The organism is Bacillus sp. 204(2023) (assembly GCF_037027505.1).
Lineage (GTDB): Bacteria > Bacillota > Bacilli > Bacillales > Bacillaceae > Bacillus > Bacillus subtilis.
The window spans coordinates 278889-297781 of sequence record NZ_JAXCHE010000005.1 but is presented as its reverse complement, the minus strand read 5'-3'; the positions used below and the strand labels follow the sequence as shown (position 1 = coordinate 297781).

The window sequence follows — 18893 nt, the reverse complement described above, 5'->3', positions numbered from 1 at the left end:
GAGAAGAGTTTCTTGTGTGGAACATGAGAAAGACACCGTCCTTTTCAGTCTTTCTTTTATTTTATTACAGGGGAATTGATATTTTAAGGGAAAAATAAAGGCTGTCGAGATTTTCTCGACAGCCTGAGACTTGTTTCCAAGTCTTTTTCACGAAATTTTCATTGCATAATTGTATTTATCGAGTTGATCAATGCTTTTGTTAATGTTTCGTAATGAATCTGTCGTTTCTTTAATATCAAGTTCGAGTCGGAATAACAATTGTTTTACTTCTTCAAGTTTCTTTTCCATCGTTTCCACACTCCTTTTTTTGAAAGATCAATGAATTGTGTATGGTGAACGAGTCCTAGGTATTTGATCTGTTACTAATAGTGTATCTGCTTTCGGCTCATTTTTCACCGAAAAGTATACAAAAAAGTCCTGCGTGACACCGCAAATATCAATAGGTCCTTATACTCAAAGAGATCACAACAAGAACGGGACTATTTTTCTATGTGCAAGAGCTTACATTTCTGGCTCAAATTGAGAAAGATTCTTAATTCCCTTGATTTTAACGTATTTCGCATTTTCACTAAGTAAGACTATAGTCCTTCATACCGTATTTTCAAAATTGAATATGCGATTCTTGGCGTTTCCTGACCGACAAACACCGAAAAAGACCGCAACGCTAAAGTTGTGGCCTTTTCGCTTTGTCATATTCGGCAATTAGGGATCTATACATATAGAAACATCCCTTTTGTGTGAGGTGCTCCCATGAGATATCGTTATCCCTGGTTTTACGTGTATCCGTATGAGGTACGCCGTCCGCCCGCTCCTGCCAACAATATTGATACCTTTATCCGTTCAGCGAAGCAGGCCGCGGGGATATTTGCGGATGCCCAGCTCGTTCTCGGCCGCATTGCGGGCTCGCGGGAGCTCTCGCGCCGCATTCTGACCGCAGCCGAGCAGTCCGATAAACAAACCATAAAGCGCCTGATCAAACAAATGGGCGTCCGGCATGAAGTGGATACGGTCTTTAATCCCGACGGCATCTATATCAGCCTTATCGGAACGCAAAGCCGAATCATTCTTGCTTTGCGGTGGTCAGAGGACCGCAATCATTTTGCGTCCATAAGATTATGACACCATTCCAGAGCCTCTAAATAACATTCATACGCTTCTTCTTTGTCGAGTTGATTGCCTAATTCCGAGCAGGTGCCCCAGTTGTTGCTTTCAATTAATTTCACAAGCTCAAGCATTTGGTAGTAGTCGTTTTGATGGCCTAATAATGCTTGCCCGACTTCATCTTTTAAAGGCAATTCTTGAACAATTTCCTCTATTTCTCTATGCAGGAGGGTGTCTATGAGAGAAAACATTCCGATCAGCATATAAGAAGCAGGCTGCGGCCGGGATGTCTTTCTCGCCAGCAGTTCGCAAAGCTTTGCTCTTATCAAAGAAATCTTAATGATTTCGTGCTTGCTGGAATGCCCTTTCCTGCTTAAATCCTTAAAGGAAAGGATATATATCCACCGTTTGATTTCATTAAATCCCAGCAGCATAATGGCTTGTTGAATGCTTTCAATTTTCTGGCTCAAACGGCTGTGGGATGAGTTTAAAAATTTTAAAATTTGATAGGACAGTGATAAATCCCGCTCTATGTACTCTGTCACACGCTTTATGTTAGGCTGCTCTTTGCTCAGTTCGTTAAGCAGTTCATAGTAAGAATAGAAATGAGTCGATAGGTCATGCCCGCTGATGATGCGCGGCTCGCTGAAAAAGTAGCCTTGGAATAATTGAAAGCCGTCTTGGACCGCCTGTTTATATTCTTTTCGGGTCTCTACTTTTTCCGCTAAAAAAATCAGGCCGCGGCAGCCGTAGGTTTGCAAAATTGTTCTGCGTTCCATTCGTGTTGTTTTGAGAAAATCAATTTTCAATATATCAATATAGCTCATGAGTTTTTCCAGTAAGTCCTCATCTTGCGGGTTTATTGCATAAAAATCATCAAGCGCCAGCATATACCCCATTTTTTTCAATTCTTTGCATCTAGAAATGAGGGCCGGCGTGATCGGTATATCTTCAAGGATTTCAATGACAAGCTGTTTCGGATTGAAGGAGGTGGGAAGATTCGAAAACATCAGGCTTTCCGTAAAATTAACAAAACAGCGTTTCCCTTCCGTCAGCTTCTCAATTCCGATGTTTAAAAAGCTGTTGATCACCAAATCTGTTGTTGCCTGATCGCCGTCTTTAGCGCTATACACGTTCTCTTCGCTTTCTCTATACAGCAGTTCATAAGCAACAACCTGTTCTTTTCTATTAAAAATAGGCTGTCTTGCAACAAACACCCTCATTGATTTATCCCCCTTACAATACGCGCGGCTTTCACCCCTAAGTATATCAAATAATTTGACGAAAATTGTCTAAACATGAAAAATAATATATACATAAAGAAAACTGGCCCTTCGCGAACGAAAGGCCAGTTTTTCTTTATTCTTCCTCAAGCTCTTCTTCAATTCTGCTTTTCACTTCGTGGATCCGCTGCATTTTATTGCTCCAGCAGTCCTCGCTTAAATCAACCGGGTATTCCTCCGGCTTGCTGATTCTCTTATATTCCTCCCAAAGCAGGCTGAGGTTATCCTGCACATACTGCTGTATGTCTGAAATCTCAGGGTTTTGGTAGCAAAGAATACCCTTCTCAAAAATCAGCTCATGAAGATCCTTCGCATAAAAATTTGTGACAAATTTGCTGATGAATGTATGAACCGGGTGAAACATTCTGAGCCGCTTCTGATCATTCACCTGCTCATCATAAAGCGCAATATAGTCGCCTTCAGAATGATGGTTGGACTGATTAATAATGCGGTAGACTTTCTTTCTGCCCGGTGTCGTCACTTTTTCAGGATTGGACGAAATTTTGATCGTGTCGACCATTTTCCCGTCTTCTTCAATGGCAACGAGTTTATAAACTGCGCCAAGAGCCGGCTGGTCATAGGCTGTAATCAGCTTCGTACCGACACCCCAGACATCAATGCGCGCTCCCTGAGCCTTTAAATTCATAATGGTGTGCTCATCCAAATCGCTTGAAGCAATCACCTTCGCATCTGTAAATCCTGCTTCATCAAGCATTTTCCGGGCTTTTTTTGACAGGTACGCCAAATCGCCGCTGTCCAGACGGATGCCAATGAAATTAATGCGGTCGCCGAATTCCTTGGCAACCCTAATCGCGTTCGGCATGCCTGAACGAAGCGTGTCATACGTGTCAACTAAGAAGACGCAGTCCTTATGTGTTTCCGCGTATTTTTTGAAAGCTGTATATTCATCGCGGTAAGCCTGCACAAGCGCATGCGCATGTGTGCCGGAAACCGGGATATTAAAGCGCTTTCCGGCTCTTACATTGCTTGTCGCGCTAAAGCCGCCGATTAAGGCTGCTCTCGCTCCCCACATGGCCGCATCCATTTCGTGCGCCCGTCTTGTTCCGAATTCAAGCGCAACTTCATCACCAATGACGCCTTTAATCCGGGCAGCCTTTGTTGCGATTAATGTTTGATAGTTCACAATGTTGAGCAAAGCCGTTTCAATCAGCTGCGCTTCTACCAGGGGTGCCTCCACTCTCATAATCGGCTCATTGTTAAAAACGAGCTCTCCTTCTTTCATGGAATAAAGTGAACCTGTAAAAGATAAGCCGCGCAAATATTCAATAAAATCTTCATGATACCCGAGTTCATCCTGTAAATAACTCAAATCGCTATCCGTAAACTTGAAATTTTCCAAGTATTCAATGGCTTTTTCCAAGCCCGCAAATACGGCATAGCCATTTTCAAACGGCAGCCTTCTGAAAAACAGCTCAAAAATCGCTTTCTTTTCATGAATGCCGTCTCTCCAGTACGTTTCCGCCATATTGATCTGATAAAGGTCTGTATGTAATGACAGGCTGTCATCTTTAAATCCGTACTCTAACACTGTTTTTCCCCTTCCTTACTCTGCCACTTGCGCTCCGATGCTGTTTGCAAAATGGGAAAGAGCCCATACGTGCCCCTCCTGATTAAAGCTGGCAACAGCTTGTTTATGCACAACAATCCGAAAACCTTTGTTATATGCGTCAACAGCTGTATGCAACACACAAATATCTGTGCAGACACCGGCAAGGTGCAGTTCGCCAATCTGCCGCTCTCTGAGTTTGAGCTCTAAATCAGTTCCCGCAAAAGCAGAATATCTCGTTTTTTCCATGTAGTAAACATTAGGCTCATGTTCATGTTTCTGATATAGAGGCAAAAGCTTTCCGTACAGATCTTTTCCTTCCGTGCCTTTTATATTATGCGGAGGAAAAAGACGGGTTTCAGGGTGATATTGATCCCCTTCATCATGAGAATCTACTGCTAATACGACGTAATCACCGTTTGTGATGAATTCTTCAGTTAAATTGACGATCGCCTCTTCAATCATTCTGCCGGGCTCCCCGCAGGTCAATTTTCCGTCACTCGCCACAAAATCATTCGTATAATCAATACAAATAAGTGCTTTTTTCATAGCCGGCCTCCCCGCCATCAGTATGAGAACATTATATCTTATCTCCAGTTGTAAGTGAATTGCCATGAACAAAAAGACAAACGGTCCGTTTGTCTCTTAAGATTTCAGCACTGACCGATTATAAATGTCGTCCTGAATATATATCAATTCACGATTCACAGCGATGTCAGCCGCAATAACGAGGCCTAAAGGCGTATGAAACTGAAGATCAGATACAATCTTGAAGGGCACTCCGTACCGGTTCGCCATTTGGATATAAGGAGAGTAAGACTGATACTGAAGCTCTCCATTAACCAAAAGGGTGACGTTATGGCTGTTTTTCAGCTCGTGCTCCGCCTCTTTATACGGTTTGCTTCTAAGCACCTGTCCTTTCGTCAGTGCCAAAACGACTCTTTCTCTTAAAGAGCCTAAAAACAAATGGCGCTCGTCAGGCTTTGTCTCCAAAGGCCCATACATTCCTTGCTGCAAATAGAGATCCATTTTGTCTTCACTCAAAAGCCTGTCCTCCCGTCTTGTTTGTCTTCATTATCACCTGATCAGGCAGGAGCTAAACTTTCAAGCGCCGTTTACATTTCTGTTACCCAATGAATGATTTTTTTGGCCAGCTCACCAGCAGGGGTTTCCTCTGTATGCCGGCGCAACGACGCTTCCAGCCGTTCAGGCAGAGTTGCTTTATCTTCTTCATAGGAAATGATCGTGCTCCACTCCAGCTGCGGTACCGCTACAAGCGTGCGCAGTTCTTTTCTGTTTTCATGCAGATACACGTCCGTGATCATTCCGGTTTGCGTATTGATATTTGCTTTTCTGATTTTCATAACATGACCTCTCTATTCAAAGACTACCCATATTATACAATAAAAAAGCAACAGCCTCTTGTGAAAAGGCTGTTACCCGTTAAACGAAACTGTTTCATCAGTGATATCGGCATCTTTGAAGAGAGTTTTACTCGTTTGGTTGTTAATCTTCACAAAATCACCAAGCTGAAATGCGCCTGACCCCGCCCCTGAATGAGCGACGCTTTTGGGCGAAATCGCAAATACGTCTCCAAAGCTTGCCGCGGCATTACCCGTAACTGACATGATATAAATCGGCCCCACAATTGCAGGCATTTCCCCACCTCCGCATTGATTTACAGCATCATATGCAAAGAGCGGATAATGGTGCCCGCCTATTCAGCTGGCTTTGCGTTTTCCTCGAGTCGAGACCGCTGGCGCAGCTTGATCAAGCGGACAATATTCAGGAAGAACGCCTTCACTACCGCATAAACCGGCACCGCTAAAATCATGCCGAGAATTCCGCCGAAGCTTCCCGCACCGATTAATAGCAAAATAATCGTAAGCGGATGGGTATTCAGCCGCTTTCCGATCACAAGAGGAGACAGCAAGTTTCCGTCCAGCTGCTGAACGATGACGACCACAATAATCGCAAACAGCGCTTTGGCCGGCGAGTCCATAAAACCGACAATGACAGCCGGCGCAGCACCGAGAAAAGGCCCGACATAGGGAATGATATTGGTAATCGCCATGACAATCCCAAGAATCAGGGCATACGGCAGTCCGGCAATTAAATAGCCGATAAAACACGCTGTTCCGACAAAAAGACAGATTAACAGCTGCCCCTGGAAATATGCCGCAAGCGTATCGGATAAATCTTTAAAAATCTTTAAGCCTTCTGTCCGATAAGAAGCCGGTAGAATTTTTACTGCCAAATGCGGAAAGCGGTGTCCGTCTTTCAGCATGTAAAAAAGGATAAATGGAACAGTAATAATAACAAGCGTGATGTTTGTCACGACACCAAACACCGCAGATAAACTGGACGTGATATTTTGCGGCAGGTTTTGGAGGAAACTTGTCAATGACTGTTCAATTTTTGATATCGATACATAATCCTGGTTCATCATCCAGGTAAACCATTGAGAATGGGACAAATCCTTTGTCAGCGCCTGAATCTGTTTTATATAATCAGGAAGGTTGTTAAACAGCCCTGTCACCTGTGAGGTGATGATAGGTCCGACTGACGCTGAAATAAAGGCAAGCAAACCGATAAACAGTAAATAGATCAATAGAATGGATAATGTCCGCGGAATTTTTTTCTCAAGCAGGCGGACGACCGGATTAAATATGAAATACAAAATTCCCGCAATCAGCATCGGGAAAAACAATGTCGAGATAAAAACAATAAACGGCTGAAATACAAATGAAACTTTTGTTGCTACAAAAATAATCAGCAAAACAAATAAAATCTGCAATGTCCAAAAATGGACTTTTGATTTCAACAAGCTTTGTTCCTCCTAGTTTTTCTTTGTCTGTCAGATAAAAGAACTTATACCCCATCATTGTAACAAAAATGAACTCATATCAGAACTCTTAATATAATGAAAGGAGTGTTGGTGATGAAGGCCGTGACATACGATACAGATTCAGAACTGGCTTATATCTATGTTCATCCTCCGGAAAAGAACAGGAATATGCGGTCTGAGGAGCTTAAGGTCAATGATTGTATCCTGCTGGATATCGACCAAGACGGCAAAATTGCCGGATTCGAATGTTTTGGTAAGGCAGCACACCTCTGTGCCCATTTACCGGGAAATCCCGGCTTTATGTAAAAGATTCAGACGGTTATCATTTTCGGGTCTGCCAGCATGCTGCAGTCCGTTCCTGCTATACAGTGTACGGCGTCATTTTCTGTTTTTCAGATGGTAACTATCAGGAATTTGCCGGTTTTGACCTTGACGGAACAATGTATCATAGTACATTTTTACAGCGCTTAACTGAAAAATAGGACGTCCTGTTGTACGCCTATTTTTCATGCGCAAGCACTGTTAGACCCGCTCACTGTAATCTGGGGTGACGGAAATCATGTGCTGGATTCTGATCAAACAAACAGAATTTCGGGCTCCTTCAATTGTGATATGGTCAGGTTTTACATCGATCAGTCTGCCTCTGACCGTATCTCGTACTGTCTGTATAACGAACCTTGAGCCGATGAGCTTTTTAATGGTCTGATAGACATAAGGATCGACTAAAGAGACCAGTTGCGGACTACCTTGGTTGACCATACTTTTATCCCCTTTGTGTGTTTTATCTCAGCTTATGCCGCGCTTATGGATAATGACACAGGCTTACCTGATAAAACAAAGGGGTGCGGAGATTTTAGGAGAATACGTTTGGAAGCGGGTGTAAAGGAAGTATCGATGAAGCGGAGACAGCGAAGAAAGCTGGGCGCTGTTCCGTACTTATACAGGCTTTATCACGGATGCCTGGGCTTGGTCGATTAATTGGTCCAGCTTTTCTATTTTTTTTCGTGCGGTTGAAGGATCAATTTGGCGGTAATGATGGTGGCCGCCCGGCTCTTCATCCAGTTCGTCCGCTTTTTTGACAATCTGCTGCAGCGTGTTTTTATCTAATTCGCCTTCAGGCAAATAGGAATCTGTATGAAGCAAAATGGCTAGTGCAATCTCTTTTGCCGCTTTCGGTTCCTCGCCAAGCCGAATCAGAAGCTTATGCGCCCGTTCCGCCCCTTTAATGGCATGAATGTCATTTCTTTTATATTTCTCATAATCCCACTTTCCGTCTGTATACCATTCATAATGGCCGATGTCATGAAGCAGTGCCGCTTTTGCTGCTAAATCAGGATTAATGTCAGCCTTCACAGACAGCCTGTATGCATGATAAGCGCAGGCAATCGCATGTGCCACGCCGGAACGCTGAAGATATTTTTGTGCAATTGGATGGGTGAAAACATCCATTAATGTAACCTTTCTCATGGAAACCCCTCCTTTAGATATTTTTAGAATCCTAACATAATTTGCAGAGAAACTCAATTCTTATGTCACATCATTTTGATCTTCTTATCATCATTGTTATACCCTAAAAGCAGCGTTTCAGTCAGTATATGCAGCTGTTCAATAAAATGCGCTGGCTGCAGCCTTTTGTATAAAAAAAGAGCAGAAAATATCTGCTCTACAAAAACTCTTTAATATCATAAATGCGGCCGTTTTCCGTCCCTTTTTCTAGTAAAGAAAGCAGCGTGCCGGCAATAAAGTCCGGACTGCGAAGGCTTCCTGTTTCATTTAATTTCCGGAATCGTTCAATGTGGTGGAAATCCTTTTTCGATGAAGAACGGATGACGGCCTGCATCTCAGTGTCCATCACTCCAGGTGAGAACGAAATCATGTTCACCGGCAGCTCTTCATCCTCCTGTTCAAATCCGAATGTCCTCGTAAACATGTCGAGCCCGGCTTTTGAACTGCAATACGCGCTCCATCCCTTATATGGATTTTTGGCGGCTCCTGAAGTAATGTTGACTACCGTCTTTTTGCCGCTGTATGAAGCAAACCGTTTTGTAAACAGCTGACTCAAAAGCACGGGCGCAGTCAGGTTCAGCTGATAATGGCGCTGAAGCTCGTCAAGAGACGCTTCGCCGGCACGTTTGATCGGCGTTACCATTCCGGCGTTATTGACCAGGGTAATACCAGAATAACGATCTGGATCGATGGATGAGAGCAATGTTTCAAATTGCTGTTCAGCTTCTTCGAGATTGATGAGGTCTATTTGATGCTGCGTTAGTTTTTTGTGAGAGACATCTGTTTTCGTTCTGGATAAGGCATGGACTTCATGCCCCTTTTCTAAAGCCTGTAATGCAATGGCTTGACCGAGCCCTTTTGACGCTCCGGTGATGATATAAAGTTCCATTGGAAACCTCCTTTTCCGTTATTATTGTACGGCACCTCTTTTACACAACACAAGCACGCGGCCTACGCCTTCTTGTTTTCCTGCGCTGTGACTTTTGGGATGAGGAACACGATGCCTGCAATTCCGAGCAGGATCAGTACGACATAGATCATCGGCAGCAGCAATGATGATGTTTCTTGTTCATCTTCTGTTTCCGTTGATGATGTCTTTGTTATTGGTTTTTCAGCAAATGTAATTCCAAGCTGTTTCGACTGGGCCGCAATCGTGTTGGAATCCTCGGCATTTGTTGATGTAAACAAATCTTTTATCAGCTCGGCGTCCTTGTCCTTCGGTTTATCAAAAGTGATATCCTTCTGTTCCTCAGGCAGTTCTGTTTTTTCTTCATAGTAGGTATCTTCATGTAAATAATTCGTATCGATTTCAATGTCTTTTTTCTCATACTGGTTTGGCGCGACATCTGTATTTTCTTCAGTTTGGGCAGCAGCTGCAGAGGGTATGAAAAGGGAAAAGGAGAGCATACAAATCATGATTCCCTTTTCCATGCTGCGATTACGCTTCATACGTTTCATCGCTTTCTGCTGTGTGTTCAGCCATCAGCCGGATAATCAGCGGCAGAGCCGCGGCAATCACCGTGATGATCAGCAGAACTGTTATTCCCATTGTAAACAAGTGCCCAGTACCGTACTGGATGTCGATATATACTTTCGAAACCGGATCTTCAAATGTAAAGTTCGGCATGATCAAATCAATAAGCGGTGCGACATAGAATAGAATCATTGCCGCTGAAGCAACCCAGCCAGAGATTGATCCGAATCTGAATGCCGTCCGGATGAAGGCAGAGCTTGCGACCAGCAATAGAATCGTAAACACCGACCACTTAATCGTCTGATCGTCCGGGAGTGAATAAATATTCAAACCGAACAAGCTGATCATAAGTCCGACAAGGATATTCAGAATTCCGAATAACGCTCCTTTGACGAGAAGCGGTGCGTTTTGGTAATACGAGCTGAAATAGCCGATTAACAGACTGCTGATCAACACAATGACAAGGATGACAACCGGAGGTACCGTCTGAATTTTTTCTTCCGGAACCTCTCCGCTGATTTTAAGCGGATTCGCCAAGTAATCATATACATAGCCATTGTTTTGCCCGTCTACTAATGTATTTCCGAGTATGCCGTATACGTCATTTCGCACGAGTTTCGTGGAGGCTACATTTTTCCCCCAGTTGTTGTTTAAGGTGTCGGCTTTCGCTTGAACATCATTGACGCTTTGCTGCATGTTGGTTGTGTAATCAATGATGCCTGACTGGCGATCAGACAATGAACCCATCATGTCTGACATTTGCAGCACTTCCTGGCCGACCGTATCTTGGACACTCAGTGCCATGGTGCCTGACAGCCCATCGTTGCTGAACGTCGCAGATTCCTGTGTTGCGCCCGTTACAAGCTGTTCTGACGCTTTTGCGGCACTTTCAGAGATTTTCGTCAGTTCGTCGAGAACACCTGCTTGAGAGTCACGAATAAAGCCGCTGTAGTCATCCGCAAATTTGGTCATTCCGTCGATGAAGGTGTTAATGTCTTCATCAGTTTGCATCGTGTTGTTTTTGAGAGCTTCCCAGCTGGCTGATTCTTCAGGTGAGAGAGCCAGGACTGATTTGACGTTGCCCTGCTGGCCGTTAATGGCGCCGGCTTTTGCAGCACTGTCAATCGTACCGGATAATACAGAGTCATAAACAGACAAATATTTATAGTATCTCATTAAAGCGGAGATGCTTTCTGTATTGATGTCTCCTGAGAATTGAAGCTGATCTTTATTTTCAAGCTCGCGAATCGCACTGTAAATCCCTTCAAACTCCCGCTTCCGTTTCGCTTCGAGTCTTTTGAGATTATCATCGAGTGTTTTCACTTGGTCTTTGAGATCATCTATTTCATCATTAAGACCGTCCATTTGCTCTTTCAATTCTTGAAGCTTCTTCTTCAGTGCTTCATTATGTGTATTTTCTTTTTCCTTCAGCTCTTCTTCGATTTGCTTAATTCGTTCTGACGCTTTGCTGAGCTGTTCTTTTGCTTTGGCGATATCAGAAATGTCATCGTTTCCTGGTTGATCTTGGTCCCCAGGCTCCATCGTATCTCCGCCGCTCCCGGTATCTCCTGAATCTCCGGTTCCGCCTTCATTTGCCAGCTTGATAAATTGAAGGGCTGAGTCAGATGAAGCAGTCTGTTCGGCAGATGTGCCAGTTTCGGTTTGTCCGCTGTCGGACGCACCGTCAGATCCATCGCCGTTCTGCTCCTGACCGTCAGTTCCCTTCTGCTGGTCTTGATCCTGAGTACTGCCGTCCGTTTGTCCGTCATTACCGGTATCACTGCTGTTATTGTCGTTCCCTGTGTCGCCCTGTGTATCATCGGGATTTGTACTGCCCCCGTCATCAGGTTTTTCTGGATTATCAGTGGACGGATCGTCTGGTTCAGTACCCGGGTCCTCCGGTGTTGGATCCTCTTTTTCAGGCTCCTTCAGATTGTCTGAAATATCCTGAATATCAGCAGCGATATTTTTCAGTTCTTCACGCTGTTTTTCAAGATCAATTTTGAGTTCTTCAGGATCTTCTTCTTTAGGGTCTTTATCTTTATCATTGTTGTCAGAACCATCGTCTATGACTGGGTCGTCCCCTTTCGCAACTGTCAATGCCTGACGTGCCGGGACAAGCAATTCATACACCTGATTTAGTGCAGCCTGTCTTGATGCGGCCTGATATTGTTCGATTAAATTACTTTGGATTTTTGCCATGCCAAGTTCTTGCTGGGACACTTGCCCTTCCCTAATTTGCTGGGCGTTTGCCAGCACATTACTGGTTTGTCCGAGCTGTGTCTTCGCTTGGCCGATCCCAGTTGCCAATCCGCTCATGCGTTCGCTGAACTGATTCGCCTTTTGCTGTGCCTGGATGGCATCCAGACCTGTCCGGATTTGCTGCTGTGTTGAATCCTGGGCTGCCAAAAGCAGCTTTTTCTGATTTTCTTGATATTCCTTGTATCTTTCAACTGTATCAATGAATTCTTTCAGCGTATTTTTGGCTTCCTCCGCTGTAGAAGCTTTTTCTTTTGTCGTGCCTTGCGCTTCATTCATTGATTTCTTCAGCTCATCGATTAAGTCTTTTTGCTGTTTGATTTCACCTGCTAAATCATTAGAGCTTGGTTTGTAAAAGTTGTACATGACATTCTGGAATTCAGATTCTTTATTGACGATCTTGTCAAATTCTCCTCTGATGTTGTCCACTTTTTGTGAAACAAAATTCCAGTATAAGGCCGACATTTTTTTGTTCATTGTCTTTTGGGCATCCTCAAGCTCACGCTGAACTTTTTCTTTGTTAACCGCATTCAGGTTATCTTGAATGCTGAATTCGAGCGTTGCTTTTTGAGGATGGTCTTTGTCATAGCTCAAAATGTTTTTTGAGAAGTCTGAGGGAATGTAGACGATCGCATCGTATTTCTTTGAAGCGAGACCGGTCTCGGCCGCGCTTCGGTTTACGACCGTCCACGAATAATCAGGACGTTCACCCAGAACGGCCGCTACTTCCTTGCCGAACTGGGCGGATTTGTCCTCTTCATCAGACTTTACCTCATCACTCAATACGCCTGTGTCTTCATTCACCACCGCGATTTGCCGGGTGGAATTGACTGCTTTTTTCGTTGGGTCGTCTCCGATAAATCGGAAAAACAACACCGGCAGCAGCAAAATGATGATGACGGCGGATATTAACTTGATCAAGCTTTTTCGTTGTTCTGTCATCTAGCACTCTCCCTTTCAGCAGAACATAAAGGAATTTGAACTTTTTGCTCCTTCCCGTTTTCCACAACATATCCGAAGCCCGGCTGAATCTCAGGCTCCTGTCTTTGGTACGGGAGAGGAATGACATTTTGCTCAGACTTTTTCATCAGCAGAATCGCGTGGCGGATTTGCTTCATCTCAGTTGTCAAGGAGTCATAGCCTTTTGAGAATTCGCTGTGATTTCCGCCCGGGATAAAGCTGAACCCAAGATGAGCGTATGATTTCATGAAGTTAGCGAGACGGTCTTGTATTCTCGTATCAATCGTCTGCTGGAATCTCGTTATCCCGTCAATCATCAGCACCACTTGTGAGAATCGCAGATTTTGCGCGTCTCCTTGGCGGACGGCTTCTACATACATGGCCTCTCTTGTTTTGAAAATGTCTTCTGCTGTTTCAATCCACTGCTCAATATCTTCTTTCGTTTCCAAATATGAAACATCTGATTCCTTCGCATAATGAGATAAGCCGCGGTCAATCGAGTCAAACAGGCCGATCATTTCGGTTTCATCATCAATCAGATGTTCGAGCATTACTTTTAAGACGTTTGTTTTCCCGCGCTGAGTCTGGCCTAAAATCAGGCAGTGCTTATGCTTGCCTAAATCAAAATAGACTGGGCTGACTGTTTCTTCATGAAGCCCGATCGGTACAGATAAAGGCTTGCGTTCCAGCTTGAAGCGGAGAGAAAATTCTCTCGTAGACAAGCTCTCAGGCAGCATCGGAATCGGTGCCGGCTGCTCCATTGAAGCAAATCGCCCTTGAAGTTTCTGTACGTCTGATTTCAGCTCGTTGAACATGCCGATATCATCACCGGCGTCAACAGGCAGGAACATTTGCGCGAAATAAAGCTCTTCCTTTTGAATGATGACGCGTCCCGGAATCGGCTCAAGATTGAATTTCGGACGGCCGTAAATGGAATATCCTTCTGATTGATCCATGAGATAATGGACAACCTTTGTTTTCAAGTTATTTAACAATGACTGGCGGACAGCATTCACCCGCGTTGCTGTCAGCATAAAGTAGATACCCAAGCTTTGTCCGTCTCTGGAAAGCTGGACAAATTCCGATTCAAGCTCATGCATCTCATCCTTGACAATGTCAAAGTTGTCAATGGTGATAAAAATGAACGGAAGCTCTTCTTCGCTCAGCGCATTGTACATTTTGATGTGGCTGATTTCTTTTTCCCGGAACAAACGTTTACGGCGGTCAATTTCTTCTTTGATGCGAATCATGAACTTTTCAATTTTCCTTGACTGGTCCATCAGGAAGTAATCCGCGGTATGCGGGAGCTTCGCTAATGGCAGCAGCGTTCCGTTTCCGAAATCAAAGATATAGACATGAAGCTCTTCAGGTGTGTATACGTCCGCAAAACTCATCAGGAACGTTGCGGCTGCAATCGATTTTCCGTAGCCCGAAGAGCCGAAGATGCCGATATTTCCATCTTCCATCATCTTATAAGCAATTGGCGCCTGTCTTTGCAGATCAGGTTCATCGACATACGCAAAGTGGAAATGGTCTTTTTCGTTTGAAGGGAAAAGAGTGCGCGGAATACGTTCCGCAAGCGGCGGCAGCCAAGGGCTTTGCAGCTTCTCGATTCCCATTTCATCTTGGATGCGTTCAATTTCGTCAACTACAGCTTCGATTTCGGTTTGAACGTCTTTTTTCGCGTTATCTTCGGTATCAACCTCAGAAAGCGGGATCAGACCCGTATCTGTGACGATCGCGATTTCATCCTCAGTACCGTAGACTTCCTCTAAGTAAGGCGCCCCGCTCCATGCAGATTGGAACAGCTCATACACTTCATTGTTTCCGACCTGCAAATAGCCGCGGCCTGTTACGGTAATGTTTGCGGCATCGCTGTTTTTCAAAATTTCTTTACTGTCGGTGGCATCCTGGACCTTGAGCGCTACTTTAAAGCGCGAGTTACTCCAGATCTGGTCGTCGATGATGCCGCCTGGCTTCTGTGTCGCCAAAATCAAATGAACGCCGAGGCTTCGTCCGATACGCGCGGCACTGACAAGCTCCCTGATAAAATCAGGCTCCTCGCTTTTCAGCTCGGCAAACTCATCAGAAATTAAGAACAAGTGAGGCATCGCCACTTCTGCTTTCCCTTGCTTGTATAGCTTTGTATAGTCATTGATGTGATTGACTTGATACTGGTCAAACAGGCGCTGCCTTTTTTTCAGCTCGCTTTTAATGGAAGCAAGCGCACGCATACTGAAGTTTTTGCTTCCTTCAATATTTGTGATCGTGCCGAGGAGGTGGGGAATGTTGCGGAACGGCTGCGCCATTCCTCCGCCTTTATAGTCAATTAGTAAGAAAGCCGCTTCATGCGGATGAAAATGCACTGCAAGTGACAAGATGTAGGTCTGGAGAAATTCACTTTTCCCTGATCCCGTTGTCCCCGCAAGCAAGCCGTGCGGACCGTGTGCTTTTTCGTGAAGGTTCAGATACACAATGTCATCTTTCCCTTTATAGCCGATCGGCACTGACAGCGACTTCGACGATTCACTTGTCAGCCATCTTTGCTGAATGCCAATTTCTTTTACTTCCTTCGCATGAAAAAGCTCCAGGAACGATACCGTTTCCGGAATGGAATTCGTAATGCCGACCTGGTGGTTCAGCGTCCGCAGTGTGCGTGAAAACCGTTCGTTGTCCTCGCGCTGATGATGATCGAGACGGAACGGAATTCTTACCGCTTTTTTCTTTTGTATTAAAATGTCGCCTTCATGCTCATTAATGTAGCGGACAAGAGTCGTAATGTTTTCCGACAAGCTTTCCTTTGTTTCCGCAGCGACAATTGTCGAGATGCCCAGATGCTCATGCTGTCCTTCTAAATATTCGAGAATGACATGCTCAGAGATCAGCTGCTGATTCGTGATGACAAATACAAAATGCGGTTTGAACTGCAGTTTTTCTTTGTCATCTTCGAGATCACGCTCTCTGATCAATTCGTAAAGTGAAGACAAGAGCTGATCTCGGGTTTGCTCATTATAAATAAATCCTTTTGCATAAATATGGGGCATTTGAAATTGCGGAAGCCACTTCATCCACTCCCAGTCTTTATACTCTTCTTCATGAAAAATAAATACAAAACGCAAATCGTGATAGCTGTTAAAGAACGACAGCTGTCCGATCAACTGGTGAATCTCATTTTTCACAATTTGCGATTTACCGACAAGCCCCATCGGACCTTCTGCCAAATCGACTGTCACCGGCGCATTGCGGATGTCCTTATAGACACGCTGCATGTGCTGTGATTTCTCCATGAGGTCATCGATATCACGATTCGCCAAGTCTCCGCCGCTCATATTGATTTCATAGCTTGACGGAACTGTTCCCGTCCCAAGCCGCAGCTGGAGATAATCCTTGCTTTCAAGTGATTTTTCCCAGATCCGGTCACTGATTTCACTTGTTAAGTATTTCATTTGTTCAAATGAAGGAAAGTGAAATTCAAGAACCTGCTTTTGCTTTTCAGCAAGTGCCTGAAGCTCTTTCCGCTTATTGTCTAAGTAAAGCTTATATACACGCTCCCGTTTTTCCTCGCGTTTTTTCCGCTGGTTTTTATCCCGGAAATATTGCACTGTCGAGGTAATGAGAGTCATCATAAACATCGCCAAAGAAACGAGTATAAATATGCCGCGCGGCTGAATGATGGCAACTACGCCCATCACGATCAGCATCACAAGCGGAGGCAGGATGACGAGCCACAGCCCTCTGTTGGTTTGATCGCTCTCCTGAGAGGGAAAACTGAAAGAAACGCGGTCATCCGGCAGATCGTATACCATCCGCGGCGTTCTTCTGTACTGCGGATATTTTTTCTGCATCTCTGTACTCGGTTTGACCGTTTTTGTTAACGCTGTTTCAAACTGGGCATAATGAACAATTTCTAAAAGGTCTTGTTCCGTCACCCTCATTTGCGTGAAGTTCCAGAATATTTCATCCCCCGGCTTGAGCGGCGTATTGGCGTTGATTTTCTCTCCGTTCAAGAAGATCGTTCCGCTTTCAGGGCGGACCGACCAGCTGCCGCCTGCACGGAGCAAAGAAAACGTGCTTTGTTCTGCAAATGCAAAATCTTGCGGATTCAGATAAATATCTGCATTCGTTTTTTCTGAGGAACATACAATTTCATCCCGATTTCCCGTAAAATAAACGGATTTCTCAGGTTCACTGCCCGTCAATATCAAGCGTATATCCTGCTGATCCGTTTGGAGAGTAAATGATATATCCGTCTCAATCGTGCCGAGACAATCATTTCCCAGGAAAACTTCGTATTGGCCGCCGGATTCCTTTCTTTTAAGAGAAACCACTCCGCTATTAAATGGAATGGTGCTGATCGTAACAGAATCCTTCACATCAGGCCCTATGGTCACCGGATGAGACGACGGGAGGTTAGACAGATTTAATTTTTGAACGTTATTTTGGTAAAAAACCCATAATAGACTCAAATGGCGAACCCCCTTACGGCCGAATGGCAGCATGCGATGACCTGCGCTTCATGTCTCACGTTATTTGTCATCTTTTTTCTCATCTTTCTTTTCTGTTTCTTTTTTCTCGTCTTCTTTTTTCTTCTGTTCTTCTTTTTTCGCTTTTTCCTCGGCTGCGGCTTTTTCTTCTGCCGCTTTCTCTTCTGCTTGTTTTTCTTCGTCTGTTTGTGTCTGTTCTTCGCTTGTATCGACTAACGATGTTTCAGAATTAGACTGTTTATTTTCTTGACGTTCTTTTTGGGCTTTTTCAAGCTCACTATTTACTGAGTCAAGTTCTTTTTGTATGTCTTCATCATTTGTATCCTCAGATAAAAGCTGCTGTTTATATTTAGCTAGGGCAAAGTAAATATAATCATTGTATTCCAGCTTGCGGCCGATACTGATCGCTTCTTTGTATTCTCCTCGACCATAATCAATCCAATATAAGAAATGCTGAGGGTCTGATTGAAGGGTGACTAAATTATTTTCTATATTTTTGGTTTTTGCACTCCCCAGGTTTTCGACCTCAACATAGGACGTCGCCAGCTGATACTGCACCGATTCAGGCAGGCTTTCCGCATCGTACTTGGACAGTGTGCTGATGACTTCACTGTACTGCTTGTTTAAGAACGCACGGTTGCTGTCCACTATCGCCTGGTGCTTTGGCTGCGCGAAAAATAAGGCGTACATCGAATAAATAAGTGCCGGTACAAGCAAAACAATGAGCCCCAGGCCGATATATCGCTGGATGTTCCACTTCTTTCTCGGGATATGTATGTATGTTTTTGCTTTGGCTTCGAGCTCATCAATATGGGTTTGAATCAGCTCGAGCAAATCATCATAGGATTCAGCATCTAATATCGCCTTTGCCTCTGCGGAAAACGTCAGCGTTTCATTGAATTTCAGGTAATCTTCAAACGCAAAAGCGCCGTCAACTGCCAAAGCCGCTGCCGCTTTCAGCTCCTGCCATACTCTTTCCTCATCACGCTCGTAAGGAGGAATGCTTTCTTTTACTCCATAATGGAGAAAATAAGGCGTAAGCCCTTTATCGAATACAATGTTTTCAGGAGCGACAATCACATTCAGCCTCGACAGATTGTGCTGCTGTACGGCTTGAACAAGCTGATAGGCAAACTGCCATTTACTTTTTTTATCCTTAGCTTTCATGAAGCGGAATGCTTTATAGGAGGAGGGAGGTTGGATTGTGATGATTACTTCATCATCCGTCACATCGATTTCTTTATGAAAAAATGGATTTATATCTTTGATCACATTAGCTTCTAAACCGTCGAGAAGCTTTATTTTTTCCCGTTGAAAGGTAAATGTATAGCCGGCATCTGTTTTCTCGGCAACAGCTTCTAATTGGTTTTCTAAATATGATTTTTGTTTACCTGACATTCAACCAGATCCT

At 44.2% G+C, this 18893-nt stretch carries 16 protein-coding genes and 2 pseudogenes; 3 read left to right on the top strand and 15 right to left on the bottom strand.

What is annotated here, in order from left to right; genetic code table 11:
• Positions 1-147: 147 nt before the first annotated feature.
• On the bottom strand, positions 148-288 hold the full coding sequence (degQ, locus tag WA279_RS13000; protein ID WP_003220708.1) for a degradation enzyme regulation protein DegQ: 141 nt from the start codon (positions 286-288) through the stop codon (positions 148-150).
• Between the two features lie 201 nt (positions 289-489).
• On the opposite strand from degQ, the pseudogene WA279_RS12995 reads away from it, so the two are divergent.
• Together WA279_RS12995 and WA279_RS12990 are read left to right on the top strand one after the other, a co-directional pair.
• Positions 490-636, top strand: a pseudogene (locus tag WA279_RS12995) (hypothetical protein).
• A gap of 114 nt (positions 637-750) precedes the next feature.
• Positions 751-1119 (top strand): hypothetical protein, encoded by a 369-nt coding sequence (locus tag WA279_RS12990; protein ID WP_050258610.1) that lies wholly within the window; start codon positions 751-753, stop codon positions 1117-1119.
• Here the strand turns inward: WA279_RS12990 and pdeH are convergent.
• The 7 genes from pdeH to WA279_RS12955 all read right to left on the bottom strand — a co-directional run bounded on the left by pdeH (position 1095) and on the right by WA279_RS12955 (position 6778).
• Positions 1095-2324, bottom strand: a complete 1230-nt coding sequence (pdeH, locus tag WA279_RS12985; RefSeq protein WP_335449435.1) for a cyclic di-GMP phosphodiesterase — start codon at positions 2322-2324, stop codon at positions 1095-1097. The two genes, WA279_RS12990 and pdeH, sit on opposite strands and share 25 nt — an antisense overlap.
• 136 nt (positions 2325-2460) lie before the next feature.
• Positions 2461-3933 carry a nicotinate phosphoribosyltransferase gene (locus WA279_RS12980; RefSeq protein ID WP_003228788.1) on the bottom strand — a complete coding sequence of 491 codons (1473 nt, stop codon included), beginning with the start codon at positions 3931-3933 and terminating at the stop codon, positions 2461-2463.
• Positions 3934-3948: 15 nt separating this feature from the next.
• Positions 3949-4500, bottom strand: a complete 552-nt coding sequence (locus WA279_RS12975; protein ID WP_021480500.1) for a cysteine hydrolase family protein — start codon at positions 4498-4500, stop codon at positions 3949-3951.
• A gap of 96 nt (positions 4501-4596) precedes the next feature.
• Complete coding sequence (locus WA279_RS12970; RefSeq protein ID WP_014480710.1) at positions 4597-4995, bottom strand: YueI family protein; 399 nt, start codon at positions 4993-4995, stop codon at positions 4597-4599.
• Between the two features lie 71 nt (positions 4996-5066).
• On the bottom strand, positions 5067-5315 hold the full coding sequence (locus tag WA279_RS12965; RefSeq protein WP_003228783.1) for a YueH family protein: 249 nt from the start codon (positions 5313-5315) through the stop codon (positions 5067-5069).
• Positions 5316-5387: 72 nt separating this feature from the next.
• The gene (locus tag WA279_RS12960; protein ID WP_015384524.1) at positions 5388-5609 is read right to left on the bottom strand and encodes a spore germination protein; all 222 of its coding nucleotides are present in this window, start codon (positions 5607-5609) and stop codon (positions 5388-5390) included.
• Between the two features lie 59 nt (positions 5610-5668).
• Positions 5669-6778, bottom strand: a complete 1110-nt coding sequence (locus tag WA279_RS12955) for an AI-2E family transporter (RefSeq protein WP_014480712.1) — start codon at positions 6776-6778, stop codon at positions 5669-5671.
• Between the two features lie 114 nt (positions 6779-6892).
• Here WA279_RS12955 and WA279_RS12950 point away from each other — a divergent pair.
• Positions 6893-7281: pseudogene (locus WA279_RS12950) on the top strand (DUF2283 domain-containing protein).
• Positions 7282-7321: 40 nt separating this feature from the next.
• Here the strand turns inward: WA279_RS12950 and WA279_RS12945 are convergent.
• The 7 genes from WA279_RS12945 to essB form a co-directional block, all read right to left on the bottom strand.
• The gene (locus WA279_RS12945; protein WP_003220677.1) at positions 7322-7558 is read right to left on the bottom strand and encodes a YuzF family protein; all 237 of its coding nucleotides are present in this window, start codon (positions 7556-7558) and stop codon (positions 7322-7324) included.
• 177 nt (positions 7559-7735) lie between these two features.
• Positions 7736-8266: an HD domain-containing protein gene (locus WA279_RS12940; RefSeq protein WP_003244444.1), complete on the bottom strand. Its 531-nt coding sequence runs from the start codon at positions 8264-8266 to the stop codon at positions 7736-7738.
• A gap of 196 nt (positions 8267-8462) precedes the next feature.
• Complete coding sequence (locus WA279_RS12935; protein ID WP_101172176.1) at positions 8463-9194, bottom strand: (S)-benzoin forming benzil reductase; 732 nt, start codon at positions 9192-9194, stop codon at positions 8463-8465.
• A gap of 62 nt (positions 9195-9256) precedes the next feature.
• On the bottom strand, positions 9257-9712 hold the full coding sequence (gene essA, locus WA279_RS12930; protein WP_015251327.1) for a type VII secretion protein EssA: 456 nt from the start codon (positions 9710-9712) through the stop codon (positions 9257-9259).
• A gap of 31 nt (positions 9713-9743) precedes the next feature.
• Positions 9744-12980: a type VII secretion protein EsaA gene (gene esaA, locus WA279_RS12925; RefSeq protein WP_336155547.1), complete on the bottom strand. Its 3237-nt coding sequence runs from the start codon at positions 12978-12980 to the stop codon at positions 9744-9746.
• Positions 12977-17464 carry a type VII secretion protein EssC gene (gene essC, locus WA279_RS12920; protein ID WP_336155546.1) on the bottom strand — a complete coding sequence of 1496 codons (4488 nt, stop codon included), beginning with the start codon at positions 17462-17464 and terminating at the stop codon, positions 12977-12979. The genes esaA and essC overlap by 4 nt, the downstream gene beginning before the upstream one ends.
• A 60-nt stretch (positions 17465-17524) precedes the next feature.
• On the bottom strand, positions 17525-18880 hold the full coding sequence (gene essB / locus WA279_RS12915; protein ID WP_134991841.1) for a type VII secretion protein EssB: 1356 nt from the start codon (positions 18878-18880) through the stop codon (positions 17525-17527).
• Positions 18881-18893: the final 13 nt, after the last annotated feature.

Bases quoted from the DNA above. Each gene is read 5' to 3' on its own strand.
- WA279_RS12975 (WP_021480500.1), bottom strand. From the start codon at position 4,500: ATGAAAAAAGCACTTATTTGTATTGATTATACGAATGATTTTGTGGCG.
- essB (WP_134991841.1), bottom strand. From the start codon at position 18,880: ATGTCAGGTAAACAAAAATCATATTTAGAAAACCAATTAGAAGCTGTT.
- esaA (WP_336155547.1), bottom strand. From the start codon at position 12,980: ATGACAGAACAACGAAAAAGCTTGATCAAGTTAATATCCGCCGTCATC.
- essA (WP_015251327.1), bottom strand. From the start codon at position 9,712: ATGCTCTCCTTTTCCCTTTTCATACCCTCTGCAGCTGCTGCCCAAACT.
- WA279_RS12965 (WP_003228783.1), bottom strand. From the start codon at position 5,315: ATGAAAATCAGAAAAGCAAATATCAATACGCAAACCGGAATGATCACG.
- WA279_RS12960 (WP_015384524.1), bottom strand. From the start codon at position 5,609: ATGCCTGCAATTGTGGGGCCGATTTATATCATGTCAGTTACGGGTAAT.
- degQ (WP_003220708.1), bottom strand. From the start codon at position 288: ATGGAAAAGAAACTTGAAGAAGTAAAACAATTGTTATTCCGACTCGAA.
- WA279_RS12990 (WP_050258610.1), top strand. From the start codon at position 751: ATGAGATATCGTTATCCCTGGTTTTACGTGTATCCGTATGAGGTACGC.
- pdeH (WP_335449435.1), bottom strand. From the start codon at position 2,324: ATGAGGGTGTTTGTTGCAAGACAGCCTATTTTTAATAGAAAAGAACAG.
- WA279_RS12935 (WP_101172176.1), bottom strand. From the start codon at position 9,194: ATGGAACTTTATATCATCACCGGAGCGTCAAAAGGGCTCGGTCAAGCC.
- WA279_RS12940 (WP_003244444.1), bottom strand. From the start codon at position 8,266: ATGAGAAAGGTTACATTAATGGATGTTTTCACCCATCCAATTGCACAA.
- WA279_RS12945 (WP_003220677.1), bottom strand. From the start codon at position 7,558: ATGGTCAACCAAGGTAGTCCGCAACTGGTCTCTTTAGTCGATCCTTAT.